The organism is Rahnella inusitata (genome assembly GCF_003263515.1).
Lineage (GTDB): Bacteria > Pseudomonadota > Gammaproteobacteria > Enterobacterales > Enterobacteriaceae > Rahnella > Rahnella inusitata.
This window is the reverse complement of sequence record NZ_JYDE01000004.1, coordinates 128,722-143,456: the sequence shown is the minus strand read 5'-3', so window position 1 is coordinate 143,456 and position 14,735 is coordinate 128,722. Positions and strand designations below refer to the sequence as shown.

Below are 14,735 nucleotides of genomic sequence, written 5' to 3'. Positions count from 1 at the left end.
AGCAGATACGGCACCACAAACTACGCCGTACCTGTTCCTATTTGCCTGGTGATGGCGTTGGGAATAAAAATATTCCCGGTAAAAATTAAACGTGTATCGTTATTTTAGAAACCAAGAGATTTTGCATTTTCAGACGTCACTTCGAGAATTTTATTAAAGCGGATAACGTGCTTATCCATATCGACATCGGCTTTACCCAGCCCTTCAATGCTCAGATCTTTAGTCACTTCTTTACCCTGTAACAGCTGATCGGCGACGCTCACCAGCGCAAAGCCAGCATCTTTCGGATCCCACAACAGGACTTTCTTGATATCACCACGCATCAGGTATGGCGCAGCCTGTGCAGGCATGGCGATACCGACGACGGCGAGTTTATTTTTCGCACGTTTCTGCTGAACTGCCTGACCCGCACCGATCGGGCCGAGTGAACCGAATCCGATGATCCCTTTCAGGTCAGGATAGGTTTTCATCAAATCGAGCGTAGTGGAGTAAGACTTGTCGATATTTTCTGCCACCGGCAAACGTGACGTGACTTCATGCATATCCGGATATTTTTGTTTCTGATATTTGATAGCCGCATCCGCCCACGCGTTGTGCAATGGCACGGTCAGTGAACCGACGTAAATTGCATATCCGCCTTTACTGCCCATGTCTTTGGCCAGCTCATCCATATTGGCTTCAGCATATTTCTGACTATCAATGGTTTCGATATCCCACTGACCGATTTGTTGGTCCGGAGATTCATGGGTCAGCACGACGATGCCTTGTTCACGGGCTTTTTTCAGTACTGGTTCTAATACTTTGGCGTCGTTTGGCACCACGATAATGGCGTCCACTTTTTTAGCGATCAGGTCTTCAATCACTTTTACCTGCTGAGCCGGATCCGGCGTTGAACCACCGACCTGATAGGCATTGACATTGAGTTTCTGCGCGGCTTCTTTTACGCCGACTTCCATGCGGGTGAACCAGGGAATACCGGTCACTTTCGCGACCACGGCGATATCGTAAGGCTTGGCGGCGAACGTTGGAGTGGTGAATAACATGCATGCTGAAACCACACATGCATTGACTAATGCGAGGTTAAATTTCATGTCTGTACCTTTCTTATGATGTTCTGTTCTGGTGTAGGGGACGGGCGGTGGTTATTTATTCCACACTCAGAGATTAACTTAACGGGAAAGCCGTTTTCGCGCAGTCGTGAATGAAATGTGATCAGCACCCGAAAATGTTAATTTTTGTGATTTTATTTGTTAATTTTAGGTTATTTAAAACCATGAAAAGTGCAGGGAAGACCAAGGTCGGCTGAAGTTACCGATAACATTCACACAATAAATAAACAATTCATTAACATTTGTGCATCGTATTTGCTAAGTGAAGGCCGACGGGCGCGGGAAAACTGGAGTGGCTGGTTTTTATTTACGCAGAGTGTGAAGGCGGTCACGGAGCGTGATTGCGCCAAAAAAGTGCGGAGTCGCACCGTTATCGGGCGTTGCACCACGAAGCGGGAGTGCGGACACGCGCCGGATCACAATCCTGCACAATATCTGTCAGCTGAAATGAAAATAATTCGCTGCATACTCATTCTCTGCCCCTCGTTGCTACGAAAGGGGATTTTTTTGCTTATTCATTTTTTATGCAATTTAAATGAATAATGGCCGCTTTTAAGTGATTGTTTTTTCTATCCCTCGCCCGTTTTATTCACTTTTATCCTTTGCTGGCACGAAGACTGCACTCTATGATGAGACTGAGTGAGATTATTCATTAACTTTTAGATAACAAAACAATAACCAGAATTCCCGCCAGTTTGGGGGGCGGAAACCTGCACCCTGAATTCAGCCAGTCACTGGCATTCAATAAAGAGGTTTATATGGAACACCAACAGCAACCGCAAAACGTCAGCCGCCAGAACTTTGATGACTGGATGGTGCCGGTATATGCCCCTGCCGCGTTTATTCCGGTGCGCGGCGAAGGCTCCTGGTTATGGGATCAGGCGGGAAAAGACTACGTGGATTTTGCGGGGGGGATTGCGGTGAACGCGCTGGGACATGCGCATCCTGAAATTCGTAAAACGCTGCATGAGCAGGCCGATAAGGTCTGGCATCTGGGCAACGGTTATACCAACGAGCCGGTATTGCGCCTGGCGAAGCAACTGATTGACGCGACGTTCGCCGACAAAGTCTTTTTCTGTAACTCCGGTGCAGAAGCCAACGAAGCGGCGCTGAAGCTGGCGCGACTCTATGGCCATAAAGCCGGCGGCGAAAAGAATGAAATCATCGCCTTCAAAAACGCCTTCCATGGCCGCACGCTGTTTACCGTTACCGCGGGCGGTCAGCCGAAATATTCGGAAGATTTCGCGCCGTTGCCACCGGCCATTACTCATCTGCCGTTTAACGATCTGGCCGCCGTGGCCAGCCAGATTTCCTCCCGCACCTGCGCGGTGATCGTCGAGCCCATTCAGGGCGAGGGCGGCGTGGTGCCTGCAGACGCCGAATTCCTGCAAGGCTTGCGCGAACTGTGCGACAAGCATCAGGCCGTGCTGATTTTTGATGAAGTGCAGACCGGCGTGGGCCGCACTGGCGAGCTGTATGCCTATCAGCACTATGGCGTGGTGCCGGATATTTTGACCAGTGCCAAGGCGCTCGGCGGCGGTTTCCCGATAGGCGCGATGCTGACCACCGACCGTTACGCCGTGCTGTTCCAGCCGGGTACTCACGGCACGACCTATGGCGGCAACCCGCTGGCGACCGCGGTGGCGGGCAAAGTGTTCGAGATGATCAACACGGCAGAGGTGTTATCTGGTGTCAGCAAACGTCATGAGTGGTTTATCGCCGGTCTTAAGCGCATCAACGACCGTTATCACGTCTTCAGTCAGGTACGCGGTCAGGGCCTGTTACTCGGCGCAGTGATGAGCGAACGCTATAAAGATCAGGCGAAACAGCTCAATACGCTGGCGGCAGAAGAGGGGCTGATCGCCCTGATTGCCGGGCCAAACGTTCTGCGTTTCGCGCCATCGCTGATTATTCCGGGCGCAGATATCGAAGAAGGGCTAAACCGGCTGGAACGCGCTGTTGCACGCCTGTGCGTGTGATTTCTCTGTATGAATGAGGTAAAGCATTATGATGTTGATTAGACCTGTGCGGCCCGGCGATCTCGCCGATATCCTGCAGTTGTCAGGCAAAACCGGCATCGGTTTAACGTCTTTGCCCAAGGATGAAGTGCATCTGCGTGCGCGCATTGAACGTTCTGTGGCGACCTGGGAAGGCAGTCTGGAGAAAGCCGATCAGGGCTATCTGTTTGTGCTCGAAGACACGGAGCAGCAGAAAGTCGTGGGCGTGAGCGCCATCGAAGTGGCGGTCGGCCTGAGTGAGCCCTGGTACAACTTCCGCCTCGGCACGCTGGTGCACGCGTCCAAAAGTCTGAACATTTATAAGCCGGTGCCGACGCTGTTTCTCAGCAACGATCACACCGGTTACACCGAGCTTTGCACGCTCTTTCTCGACAATGATTATCGCAACGGCAAAAACGGTCAGTTGCTGGCGAAAGTCCGTTTTCTGTTTCTGGCGGCGTTCCGCCAATACTTCTCCCGCAAGGTGATCGCCGAAATGCGCGGCGTGTCTGATGACACCGGTCACTCACCGTTCTGGGACAGCGTCGGACGGCATTTCTTCGGGATGGAATTCGCCGAAGCCGACCGGCTGACCGGGATGGGACAGAAATCCTTTATTGCCGAACTGATGCCCAAACATCCGCTGTACACCGAACTGCTTAGTCACGACGCCAGGGCGGTGATTGGCGAAGTGCATCCGCAAACCGCACCAGCGCGCGCGGTGCTGGAAGGCGAAGGTCTGAGTTATCAAGGATATGTAGATATTTTCGACGCGGGCCCGACGCTGGAGGGCGAAATTGATCAGCTGCGCGCCGTCAAAGAGAGCCGCCTGATGCCGGTCCGGCTCGCAGAGCACAGTGAAGGGGCCGACGAGCCGTTGTATCTGGTGGCGAACGAACAGTACCAGAATTTCCGCGCGTTACTGATTACCGGCGGAGAAACGCCAGAATCTCTGACGCTCAGCGCCACTGAGGCTGAAATTCTTGGCCTGCGCGAAGGCGATAACCTGCGTGCCGTGGCGCTCTTTCCAGGCAAAGATCCCAATCCCGCTCCGCAATCTCTTAAAAAGGAAACACTCGCATGATGCAACCCGCACTCTTTATTCAGGGCCAGTGGCGTAGCGGACAGGGCGCGCAGCTGAACAAAACCAATCCGGCGGATAACACAATGCTGTGGTCCGCGCTCAGCGCCAATGCGGAAGATGTCGATATGGCCTGCCTCGCCGCCCGTACAGCATTTCCTGTCTGGGCGCGCAAAACCGTGGCCGAACGCGCGGAAGTCATTACCCGTTTCGCCGAATTACTCACCGAACATAAAGCCCGGCTGGCAGAGGTCATCAGCCAGGAAACCAGCAAACCACGCTGGGAAACGCTGACAGAAATTCAGGCGATGATTGGCAAAGTGGCGATTTCACTGGAAGCCAATCAGCACCGTACCGGTGAAAAACACACCGCAATGCCCGATGGTGAAGCGGTGCTGCGCCATCGTCCGCACGGCGTGCTGGCGGTATTCGGCCCATATAACTTCCCCGGCCATCTGCCGAACGGGCACATTGTTCCGGCATTACTGGCAGGCAATACGATCGTTTTCAAACCGAGCGAACTGACGCCGAAAACGGCTGAAGAAACCGTGAAACTGTGGGAGCAGGCCGGTTTGCCGGAAGGCGTGCTGAATCTGGTGCAGGGCGGGCGTGCGACCGGCGAAGCGCTGGCGGCCTGTGCGGCTATTGATGGCCTGCTGTTTACCGGCAGCGCAGGCACCGGCTACCAGCTGCATCGCCAGCTGGCCGGTCAGCCGGAAAAAATTCTGGCGCTGGAGATGGGCGGGAACAATGCGCTGATCGTCGAGCCGGTGGAAGACATTGATGCTGCGGTGAACCTGACCATTCAGTCGGCATTTATTTCTGCGGGACAGCGCTGCACCTGTGCGCGTCGTTTGCTGGTCAGAGAGGGCGCGGCGGGCGATGCATTTATCGCACGTTTGCTGGATGTCACGATGCAGATCCGCACCGGCGGCTGGAATGACGAACCGCAGCCTTTTATCGGCGGCGTGATTTCTGACGCGGCGGCTCGCAACATGTTGAAAGCACAGGACAGTCTGATGGCGCTGGGCGGTAAACCGCTGCTGTTAATGACCCGCCCGGATCCCCTTAACACCGTGCTGACGCCGGGGATTATCGATCTTACCGGCGTGGCAGGCGTTCCTGATGAAGAGTATTTCGGACCGCTGCTGAGTATTTATCGCTACAGCGACTTTGACAGCGCCATCGCTCTGGCCAATCAGACCCGCTTCGGGTTGGCGACCGGCCTGATTTCCGCTGAGCGGGTTCAGTTTGAGCAGCTATTATTGGAAGCACGGGCAGGCATTGTGAACTGGAACAAACCGCTGACCGGCGCCTCGAGCAATGCGCCATTTGGTGGCATCGGTGCGTCGGGCAATCATCGTCCGAGCGCTTATTATGCGGCGGATTACTGCGCGTGGCCGATGGCCTCGCTGGAAACAGACAAGCTGGAACTCCCCGCGACGCTGTCGCCGGGTATTGATTTCCGCACAACCTGAGGAGACAGGCATGTCTGGATGTGAAGCAAATTTCGACGGACTGGTCGGGCCGACGCACCATTATGCGGGGCTGTCGTTTGGCAACGAAGCCTCGACTAAAAACCAGAATGCGGTGGCGAACCCGCGTCTGGCAGCGAAGCAGGGCCTGCTGAAAATGAAAGCGCTGGCGGATTTGGGGTTTGCGCAGGGCATTTTGCCACCGCACGAACGCCCGCATCTCAGCACCTTACGGCAGATGGGTTTTGGCGGCAGCGACCGCGAAGTGCTGACAAAAGCGCAGGCTTATTCCCCGCGTTTGCTGTCGTCGCTGAGTTCAGCGTCATCCATGTGGGTGGCGAATGCGGCCACGGTGTCGCCTTCCGCCGACAGCGCGGACGGGCGGGTGCATTTCACCGTCGCTAACCTGAATAATAAATTTCATCGCGCCATCGAAGCCGATACAACATCAGCGATTTTGCGCGCGACGTTTCATGCGGATCGCTACTTTGCCCACCACGCGGCGTTGCCGCAGGTGGGGGCGCTGGGTGATGAAGGCGCAGCTAACCATAACCGGCTGTGCGGGGAATACGATAAGCCCGGCGTGCAGGTGTTTGTCTATGGCCGCGACGGGCTGGTGACCGGTGATAATGAACCGGTGCGGTATCCGGCGCGTCAGACCCGTTTAGCCAGCGATGCCGTTGCGCGTCTGCATCAGCTCGACGAAAAGCGTACGGTGTTTATTCAGCAAAACCCGCAGGCCATCGACAGCGGCGTATTCCACAACGACGTCATTTCTGTCAGCAACGGCAACGTGTTGTTCCATCATCAGCAGGCGTTTGTGAATTCCGCCACTGGACTTGATGAAATTCGCCGCAAAATGGCGGCGCTTGAACTGGATTTCCAGCCAATAGAAGTGCCGCAGGCCAGCGTCTCTCTCGATGATGCCGTGGCGACTTATCTGTTTAACAGCCAGTTGCTGACCAAATCCGACGGTAAAATGTTGCTGGTGGTACCGGAAGAATCCCGTCAGCACGTCGGCGTCTGGGCATATTTGTCGGCCCTGGTGGAAAGCGGTGGCCCAGTCAATCAGATTGAAGTGTTTGATCTGCGCGAAAGTATGCGCAACGGCGGCGGCCCGGCGTGTTTGCGCCTGCGCGTGGCGTTAAACCGTAACGAACTGAATGCGGTCAACGTCGGTTCGCTGATGAGCGATACGCAGTTTATCAGTCTCAATAACTGGGTGGATAAACACTACCGCGACCGCATGCAGGCGAAAGATCTGGCCGATCCGCAATTGCTCACCGAAGTGCGTACCGCGCTCGACGAGCTGACCAATATTCTCGGTCTCGGTCCGATTTATCCGTTCCAGCGCTGAGCTTCAAAGGAGTGAACCATGTTTGATTTACTGGCGATGACACTTTCCGGCGATCCGGTTGCCGAGCCTTGCGGGCAAACGGAAACGCTGGACTGGCAGTGGCGCGGTGAAGGCATTCTTGAGCTGTCGCCGCGTCAGCCCTGCGAAACGGCAGTGGTTATTTCCGCCGGTGTTCACGGCAATGAAACGGCGCCGATAGAGCTGCTAAACCAGCTGGTTGACGATCTGTTGTCTGGCGCGCGTCCGCTGACTGTCCGGCTGCTGGTGCTGCTGGGGAATCCGCCGTCGATGCGCATCAACCAACGGTATGTTGAGGCCGACATGAACCGCATGTTCGGTGGCCGCCATGCCCGTTACAAGCCGAATGATGAAACCCGCCGTGCGCAGGAACTGGAGCAGGTGATGGCGCTGTTTTACCGCAGCGCTTCGGCTGCCGGCGCGACGCAGCGCTTCCACTATGATTTGCACACCGCTATCCGTGGATCTCAACACGTGCGTTTCGGTCTGCTGCCGTTTCAGCCACGCCAGCAGGGCAAAGTGATGCTCGAATGGCTGGACGCCGCCGGGCTGGACGCCCTGGTGCATCACCGTTCGCCCGGCGGAACCTTTACTCATTTCAGCAGTGAGGTATTTCAGGCCGACAGTTGCACGCTCGAACTCGGTAAAGCCTCACCGTTTGGCAGCAACGATCACGCGCAGTTTAGCGGCGTGCGGCGTGCGCTGGAAACACTGGTCAGCGGTGAACCGTTGCCTGAGCGTGAAGCCGATTCTCCCCTGTTACATTACCGCGTAGTGCAGGACGTGATCCGCTCCAAAGAGGATTTTCAGCTGTTCGTTCCCGGCGATGCCCTGAATTTCACCGCTTTCAAGAAAGGGTTTGTGATTGCGCAGGAAAGCGGCAAAACCTATCGGGTGGAGGCGGAGGAAGAAGTGGTGCTGTTCCCGAACCCGAACGTGGCGATGGGACTCAGGGCCGGACTGATGCTGACGAAAATGTAATTTCTGAGCAGTTACATCTGGATCATCGGGTTTTTGAACGGAAAAAGAAAAAGGGTCCTGATTTTCATCAGGACCCTTTTTCTATAATTTGGCGGTGAGAGAGGGGTTCGAACCCTCGATACGATTTCTCGTATACACACTTTCCAGGCGTGCTCCTTCAGCCACTCAGACACCTCACCGTTTTCGTTACATCGCGAACGTTGCAACGGGGCGCTACTATAGGGAGACTGCCGAAAAGGGTCAAGCAGAATTTCGACGTTTTGCGCCGGTTGCTCACAGACTGCTCAGAGGTGAGCGGCCTCAATTATCCTTTGGTTGTATAAATCTCGGTATGTTCATATTTAAAAGTGATGATTTGACGGCGGGCTGAATATTTCACAGAGAGTAGGCGTGATGCCTGAATTTAAATAGCGGCTTAAAGTTGAAACTGGAAATAGCTCACAGAAAAAAACTAAACAATAAACCAAGTCTTTATTCCTCAATATTTAATTTTATGCTGGCGCTGTTCAAAAATGGAATTGATAAAAATAACCGGCAGTTATTGCCATAAAAGGACCGCGCGATGCATCACGATAAAAAATTTCTTAAATTCCCTGAAGGATTCTGGTGGGGAAGTGCCTGGTCAGCAGAGCAGGCAGAGGGCAAAGGAAATACTGGTAAAGGACGTACCCAATGGGATATGTCGTGGGATAAAGAACCCAATCGTTTTTACCGGGGAGTGAACACCGAAACCGCTACGGATTTCTTCCACCGCTATCCGCAAGATATTCAGCTCATGAAAGAGACCGGACATAATTCTTTCCGGCTTTCCATTTCATGGGCACGGCTCTTCCCCGAGGGGGATGGCGACGTCAGCCAGGAGGCGATCGCGTTTTACCGCGATATGCTTAACCAGATGAATGCCAACGGCATTAAGCCTTTCGCCAATCTCTTCCACTTCGATATGCCTGAACGCATGATGCAAAAGGGCGGATGGGAAAGCCGCGAGGTTGTCGATGCCTATGTGCGTTTCGCTGACACCTGCTTTGCTGCTTTTGGCGATCTGGTCTTCCACTGGTTTACCTTCAATGAACCGCTGGGGCCGGTGCTCGGCGGGTATATGGAAGATTTCCATTATCCGAATGTGGTGGATTTTAAACGCGGCGTGCAGGTGGCTTTTAATACCGTCCTCGCGAGTGCCAAAGCCATTGAAGTGTTTAAACGCCACGGACTTGGCAGCAAAATCGGCATCATCCTTAATCTGAGCCCGACTTATCCGCGCAGTGAAAATGGCTTTGATAAACAGGCTGCTGAATATGCCGATCTGTTTTATAACCGCAGTTTCCTCGATCCGTCAGTGAAAGGGACATTCCCTCAAAAACTGACAGACACCCTGAAGCAGTACGGACATTTACCGACTTATACGCCGGAGGATCTGGCGGTTATTCGCGACAACACCGTCCAGATCCTTGGCCTGAATTATTACGAACCCCGGCGGGTGAAAGCACGCACCGCTGCCGTGGATCCACAATCGCCGTTTATGCCTGAATGGTTTTTCGAAAGTTATGTCATGCCGGGACGCCGATTTAATCCCCATCGTGGCTGGGAGATTTACGAGAAAGGGATTTATGACCTGTGTATCGATATTCGTGATAACTACGGCAACATCGACGCTTTTATTTCCGAGAACGGCATGGGCGTGGCGGATGAAGAACGTTTTATGCAAAACGGGCAGGTTCAGGACATATATCGCATCGGCTATATTAAAAATCATCTGGCGTATGTGCATCAGGCCATTGGCGAAGGGTGTAATATCAACGGTTATCATTTGTGGACGTTTATTGATTGCTGGTCGTGGATCAATGCCTATAAAAACCGCTACGGATTAGTGGCATTAGACCTGAATTCCCAACAGCGTACGGTTAAATTAAGCGGTGAGTTCTACAAAAAACTCAGTGATGAAAATGGATTTGAATTCGACGGATTTTACACCGAATTTTGACAGGGAAATAAACATGAAACTGATGGATAAAGCCGTTATGGTCGCTCAGCATATTGGCGGTCAGGTACATTTGCGTTCGTTGCGCGACGCCTTTGCCTCGCTGATGCCTTTTTTTGTGCTGGCGGGATTAATGGTGTTGCTCAATAACACATTATTAAAACCGGACGGAATATTGTCCGGTCTGATAACTCCGCTGCATCTGAGCGATATACAGGCCATCGGGAATTCTGTCGTTAATGGCTCACTGAATTTTATTTCGATTCTGATTGCGGCCGCCGGGGCGTATCACCTTTGCCAAAATAAAAACTATCAAAATGCGATTGCGCCAGTGCTGTTGTCGGTGGCTGTCGTGGTGATTTTTATGCCGCAAACCCTTCATCTCACCGCGCTGGATTCACAGCTGCCGGTGGAAGTTACCGGCGGCATCAGCTTCGCCTCAACCGGATCTGCCGGAATGTTCGTCGGCATTCTGACCGGGCTGATGGTTACCTCACTGTTTATTCGTCTGGCGGGCAACCAGCGTTTGCAGGTGAATATCAGCGGCGGGGCGATCCCCCCTGCAGTCATTAATTCGTTCAACACGCTGATCCCGGTGATGCTGACGATGATGTGCTTTGCCGTCGGATCATTTGCCATCAAATCGCTGAGCGGTATGGACGTCAACACGCTGATCGCAACGATGATTCAGCAGCCGTTGAAATCTGTTACGACCAGCCTGCCGGGCTTTCTGTTTATCACTACCGTCGCCAATCTTTTCTTCTCGGTGGGCATCCATCAGGGCGTGATATCAGGGGCAGTACTGGATCCCTTCCTGCTGAACACTATGCAGGAAAACACGCTGGCATTCGCGCAGCATCAGGACATTCCTAACATCATCTGTATGGCGTTTAAAGACACCTTTGGCGTGATGGGCGGTTCGGGGAACACTATCGGTTTACTGATCGCCATTTTTATTTTCAGCCGTAAGAAGGATTACCGCGATATCGCCAAAATGGCCACTGCGCCGTGCCTGTTCAATATCAGCGAACCGATCATCTTTGGACTGCCGATTGTGTTCAATCCGGCGCTGATCGTTCCTTTTGTCTTAGCGCCCGTCTTCAGCCTGACCATTGCGTATTACGCCACCGCGTGGGGCTGGATCAATCATGTCACTGTGCAAATCCCGTGGACCACGCCGCCGCTGATTTCCGGCTTTCTTGCCACCGGCGGTGACTGGCGTGCCGCCGTTTTGCAGGCAGTACTGATCGCGCTGACCGTGATGTTTTATCTGCCATTTCTCAAATTTGCCGAACGCGTCGCGCAGACGGCTCACTCTTAAAAGGACGTAACTATGATCAAAATTTTACTGGTGTGTAATGCCGGTATGTCGACCAGCATGCTGATGGGAAAAATGACGGCGGCGGCTAAAGAGCAAAATATTGAAGCGGAAATTTGGGCGATCCCGGATGTCAGGCTAAATGAAGAGTGGCCGAAGGCGGATGTGATTTTGCTTGGGCCGCAGGTGGCGTATCTCAAAGCGCGTGTGGAGACGGTAACGCAGGGCACCAGACCGGTCGCGGCGATTGATATGCTGAGTTACGGGCGAATGAACGGGACGGCGGTATTGGCGCAGGCCATCGCGCTTAAGGGATAGGCGGGTAAAAAACACAAAAGAAAAAGGCCCGGATTTTCATCCGGGCCTTTCACTTATAATGTGGTGGAGAGAGAGGGGTTCGAACCCTCGATACGATTGCTCATATACACACTTTCCAGGCGTGCTCCTTCAGCCACTCAGACACCTCTCCAGCTATCAGCTGCACCGCAGTACTGCTGACCGGCGCTAATGTAGGGAAAAGCGGGCCCATCGTCAACACTCTTTTGCAGGATCCGTGCCGATTAGCCAAACTTAGAGCAATCTGATGATTTACAGAACAAATAATGCTTTAAGCCTGAGCAAACGGAAACTGTTGCACAAGGTCATTAGCTGCGCTAATTAAAGTGAATAAATAATTAGCCAGACTGCATAAAAGCGCAATTTACCCGCAAACACTTTTTGTTACTCACAAATAGCAACATATGTTGTGAAAAACAGCATTGGCGGAGGTATAACAGTGCCCTTTGAAAAATTGCTTCCTAATAGAACCGTAAAAGTCACCAGACGAAGCAGTGTTAATTTCACATACCACGACAGGGGTCATTCTTGAGTCAGCCAAATAACGCGACCACGTCGCATCACCGTACGGCGATCCCCGCCGGTGCGGGCACGTTATTCTTCGTTCAGACATTCGCGACGCTTGGCTTCGCGGTGCTGTATTCCACGCTGGTGCTGTATGCCACCAAAAAACTCGGTTTTAGCGAAGACAACGCCAACGCTATTATGGGCGTCTTCGGGGCATTCAACTACGGCCTGCACATGTTCGGCGGCTACCTCGGCGGACGTTATCTGAGCAATCGGAATCTGTTCGTGCTGGGAATGGTGTTACAGGTCTTCGGTTGCGCACTGATTGCGCTGGAAGGCGTCACCGGCCTGTACTGGGGGCTGGCGATGTTCCTCACCGGCAGCGGGCTGAACGTCACCTGTCTGAACATGATGCTGACGCAGCGCTTTGCGCCGGACGATGACCGCCGCGAATCGGCCTTCCTGTGGAACTATGCCGGGATGAATCTCGGCTTCTTTATCGGGTTTGCTGTCGCCGGGTATTTCCAGCTCAGCGAAAACTATCGCGCGCTGTTCCTGTTTGCCACGCTGGGTAACGTGGCGGCGATTGTCGTGACGCTTTCTCGCTGGTCGATTCTGGCCGATATCAGCACGCCCCTTAAAGAGGCCAGCCGCAGCCAGATGCTGCGCCGCATGGCCATCGGCATCGCGATTCTGGTGGTGCTGGTGCCGGTTATCCGCATTCTGCTGACCCACGCCGAGTTCAGCAGCTACTTCGTCGTGGTGCTGGGCGTGATTATCTTCGCGCTGATGGCGATGGTAACGTTCCGTCATCGCGAGGGTGACGAACGCCGCCGCATGAAAGCCTATCTGCTGCTGGCACTGGGTTCACTGGTGTTCTGGACGCTGTATCAGTTGGCACCGATGGGCCTGATGCTCTTTTCCGAACACAATATTAATCTGAACGTTTACGGCATCCGCGTTGCGCCGCAGTGGATTCAAAATATTAATACCGTGGTGATTGTCATCGGCGGCCCGCTGATGGCGTTGTGGTTTAAAAACCTGCGTCAGCGCGGCTGGAACATTGATATTCCGACACAATTCTCCGCCTCCCTGTTTTGCATGGGGCTGGGAATGCTGGTGCTGCCGCTGGGTATCCATCTGGCGGGCGGCGACGGGCTGGTGGCGTTCAAATGGATTGCCATCAGCTATCTGCTGCAAAGTATCGGCGAGCTGCTGATTTCACCGATCGGCTACGCGATGATAGGCAAACTCGCTCCGGCCCGCTATCAGGGCGTGATGATGGGCTGCTGGATGATGGTCACCGGCGTAGCCTCGGTGCTGGCGAGTTACATCTCCGGGCTGATGCCACAGAACGCTGGCAGCACACCGGTACTGACCAATCCGGGCTACAGCCAGGTGTTCAACGCGCTGGGCTGGGGCTCTGTCGCCACCGGCGTCGTTCTGCTGGTGTTGATCCCGCTGTTACGCAAAATGATCAGCCGCGAACCCGCTGCTGCCTGAGTTATTTCTCACCTCAATTTCCCATCTCACAGGCTCCGAATTTCGGGGCCTGTTCTTTTTTCAGCCTCAGGGTTGCATCCTGATGATATTCAGGGAAATCTATCAGGACAACGGAGGTCACAAAGATGAACATAATTTTCTACCACCCTACATTTGATGCAAAACTCTGGATTGATGGAATAACAAAAAGACTGCCGCAGGCCAATGTCCGTGCCTGGAACGCCGCCGACCATCAGCCCGCCGACTACGCACTGGTCTGGCGTCCGCCGCATGCGATGCTGGCGTCGCGTAAAGAACTTAAGGGCATTTTTGCGCTGGGAGCAGGCGTCGATGCCATTCTCACGCAGGAACAGCGTCAGCCCGGCACACTGCCCGCAGGAGTGCCGCTGATCCGCCTTGAAGACACTGGCATGGCGCTGCAAATGCAGGAATATGCGGTGGCCAGCGTGTTGCGCTATTTCCGCCGCATGGATGAATACCAGCTGTTCCAGCAGCAAAAGCAGTGGCGTCCGCTTACGCCGCATTCCCGCAGTGATTTCACCATCGGTATTCTCGGCGCGGGCGTACTCGGCAGCAGGGTGGCCGAGGCGCTTGTGGGAATGCAATTTTCCGTGCGCAGCTGGAGCCGTAGCCCGAAATCCATCGAGGGTGTGCACAGTTTTTACGGTGACGATCAGTTAGCCGCATTCGCAACCGACTGCAAAGTATTGATTAACCTTTTGCCCAATACGCCGCACACCGCCGGGACGCTCAATCATCAACTGTTCACATTCCTGTCGCATAATGCGTACCTGATTAACCTCGGTCGGGGCAGTCATCTGGTGGAAGGCGATTTACTGCGCGCGCTGGACAGCGGGCAAATTGCCGCCGCCCAGCTTGATGTTTTCGTCGAAGAACCGTTACCGGCCATGCATCCGTTCTGGTCGCATCCGCGCGTAAGCATTACGCCGCACGTGGCGGCAGATACACTGCCGGAAGAAGCGATGGACAGCATTGTCAGGAATATTCTGGCGATGGAGGCGGGGCGTGAACCGGCAGGGCGTGTCGATCTTGAACGAGGTTACTGACTCATCTG

Annotated in this window: 11 protein-coding genes and 2 tRNA genes; 10 read left to right on the top strand and 3 right to left on the bottom strand. The window is 53.9% G+C overall.

Features of this window, described 5'->3' with window-relative positions:
- Positions 1 to 104: 104 nt before the first annotated feature.
- Complete coding sequence (locus TU92_RS02880; RefSeq protein WP_112164454.1) at positions 105 to 1,091, bottom strand: autoinducer 2 ABC transporter substrate-binding protein; 987 nt, start codon at positions 1,089 to 1,091, stop codon at positions 105 to 107.
- Between the two features lie 776 nt (positions 1,092 to 1,867).
- Here TU92_RS02880 and TU92_RS02875 point away from each other — a divergent pair.
- From TU92_RS02875 to astE, 5 genes are read left to right on the top strand one after another with little or no spacing between them, the layout of a single operon-like run.
- Positions 1,868 to 3,088: an aspartate aminotransferase family protein gene (locus TU92_RS02875; RefSeq protein ID WP_112164511.1), complete on the top strand. Its 1,221-nt coding sequence runs from the start codon at positions 1,868 to 1,870 to the stop codon at positions 3,086 to 3,088.
- A gap of 28 nt (positions 3,089 to 3,116) precedes the next feature.
- The gene (gene astA, locus TU92_RS02870; protein ID WP_112164453.1) at positions 3,117 to 4,190 is read left to right on the top strand and encodes an arginine N-succinyltransferase; all 1,074 of its coding nucleotides are present in this window, start codon (positions 3,117 to 3,119) and stop codon (positions 4,188 to 4,190) included.
- Positions 4,187 to 5,665, top strand: a complete 1,479-nt coding sequence (astD, locus tag TU92_RS02865; protein ID WP_112164452.1) for a succinylglutamate-semialdehyde dehydrogenase — start codon at positions 4,187 to 4,189, stop codon at positions 5,663 to 5,665. The genes astA and astD overlap by 4 nt, the downstream gene beginning before the upstream one ends.
- A gap of 10 nt (positions 5,666 to 5,675) precedes the next feature.
- The gene (astB, locus tag TU92_RS02860) at positions 5,676 to 7,019 is read left to right on the top strand and encodes an N-succinylarginine dihydrolase (protein ID WP_112164451.1); all 1,344 of its coding nucleotides are present in this window, start codon (positions 5,676 to 5,678) and stop codon (positions 7,017 to 7,019) included.
- 18 nt (positions 7,020 to 7,037) lie between these two features.
- Entirely contained in the window at positions 7,038 to 8,018 is a 981-nt protein-coding gene (gene astE / locus TU92_RS02855) for a succinylglutamate desuccinylase (RefSeq protein ID WP_112164450.1), read from the top strand.
- 89 nt (positions 8,019 to 8,107) lie between these two features.
- Here the strand turns inward: astE and TU92_RS02850 are convergent.
- A tRNA-Ser gene (locus tag TU92_RS02850) sits at positions 8,108 to 8,197 on the bottom strand.
- Positions 8,198 to 8,580: 383 nt separating this feature from the next.
- On the opposite strand from TU92_RS02850, the gene TU92_RS02845 reads away from it, so the two are divergent.
- The 3 genes from TU92_RS02845 to TU92_RS02835 are packed head-to-tail and all read left to right on the top strand — an operon-like array spanning position 8,581 to position 11,632.
- Positions 8,581 to 9,999: a glycoside hydrolase family 1 protein gene (locus TU92_RS02845; protein ID WP_112164449.1), complete on the top strand. Its 1,419-nt coding sequence runs from the start codon at positions 8,581 to 8,583 to the stop codon at positions 9,997 to 9,999.
- A gap of 13 nt (positions 10,000 to 10,012) precedes the next feature.
- Complete coding sequence (locus tag TU92_RS02840; RefSeq protein WP_112164448.1) at positions 10,013 to 11,317, top strand: PTS sugar transporter subunit IIC; 1,305 nt, start codon at positions 10,013 to 10,015, stop codon at positions 11,315 to 11,317.
- A 12-nt stretch (positions 11,318 to 11,329) separates the two neighbouring features.
- Entirely contained in the window at positions 11,330 to 11,632 is a 303-nt protein-coding gene (locus tag TU92_RS02835; protein ID WP_112164447.1) for a PTS sugar transporter subunit IIB, read from the top strand.
- Between the two features lie 61 nt (positions 11,633 to 11,693).
- Here TU92_RS02835 and TU92_RS02830 read toward each other — a convergent pair.
- Positions 11,694 to 11,783: transfer RNA gene (locus tag TU92_RS02830), tRNA-Ser, on the bottom strand.
- A gap of 395 nt (positions 11,784 to 12,178) precedes the next feature.
- On the opposite strand from TU92_RS02830, the gene TU92_RS02825 reads away from it, so the two are divergent.
- A complete protein-coding gene (locus tag TU92_RS02825) occupies positions 12,179 to 13,660 on the top strand; it encodes a peptide MFS transporter (protein WP_112164446.1) in 1,482 nt (493 codons plus the stop codon).
- Between the two features lie 125 nt (positions 13,661 to 13,785).
- Positions 13,786 to 14,727 (top strand): glyoxylate/hydroxypyruvate reductase GhrA, encoded by a 942-nt coding sequence (ghrA, locus tag TU92_RS02820; RefSeq protein ID WP_112164445.1) that lies wholly within the window; start codon positions 13,786 to 13,788, stop codon positions 14,725 to 14,727.
- Positions 14,728 to 14,735: the final 8 nt, after the last annotated feature.

Excerpts from the sequence above, each read along its gene's own strand:
- TU92_RS02840 (WP_112164448.1), top strand. The coding sequence starts at position 10,013 with ATGAAACTGATGGATAAAGCCGTTATGGTCGCTCAGCATATTGGCGGT.
- TU92_RS02835 (WP_112164447.1), top strand. The coding sequence starts at position 11,330 with ATGATCAAAATTTTACTGGTGTGTAATGCCGGTATGTCGACCAGCATG.
- TU92_RS02845 (WP_112164449.1), top strand. The coding sequence starts at position 8,581 with ATGCATCACGATAAAAAATTTCTTAAATTCCCTGAAGGATTCTGGTGG.
- astB (WP_112164451.1), top strand. The coding sequence starts at position 5,676 with ATGTCTGGATGTGAAGCAAATTTCGACGGACTGGTCGGGCCGACGCAC.
- ghrA (WP_112164445.1), top strand. The coding sequence starts at position 13,786 with ATGAACATAATTTTCTACCACCCTACATTTGATGCAAAACTCTGGATT.
- TU92_RS02880 (WP_112164454.1), bottom strand. The coding sequence starts at position 1,091 with ATGAAATTTAACCTCGCATTAGTCAATGCATGTGTGGTTTCAGCATGC.
- astA (WP_112164453.1), top strand. The coding sequence starts at position 3,117 with ATGATGTTGATTAGACCTGTGCGGCCCGGCGATCTCGCCGATATCCTG.
- astE (WP_112164450.1), top strand. The coding sequence starts at position 7,038 with ATGTTTGATTTACTGGCGATGACACTTTCCGGCGATCCGGTTGCCGAG.
- TU92_RS02875 (WP_112164511.1), top strand. The coding sequence starts at position 1,868 with ATGGAACACCAACAGCAACCGCAAAACGTCAGCCGCCAGAACTTTGAT.
- astD (WP_112164452.1), top strand. The coding sequence starts at position 4,187 with ATGATGCAACCCGCACTCTTTATTCAGGGCCAGTGGCGTAGCGGACAG.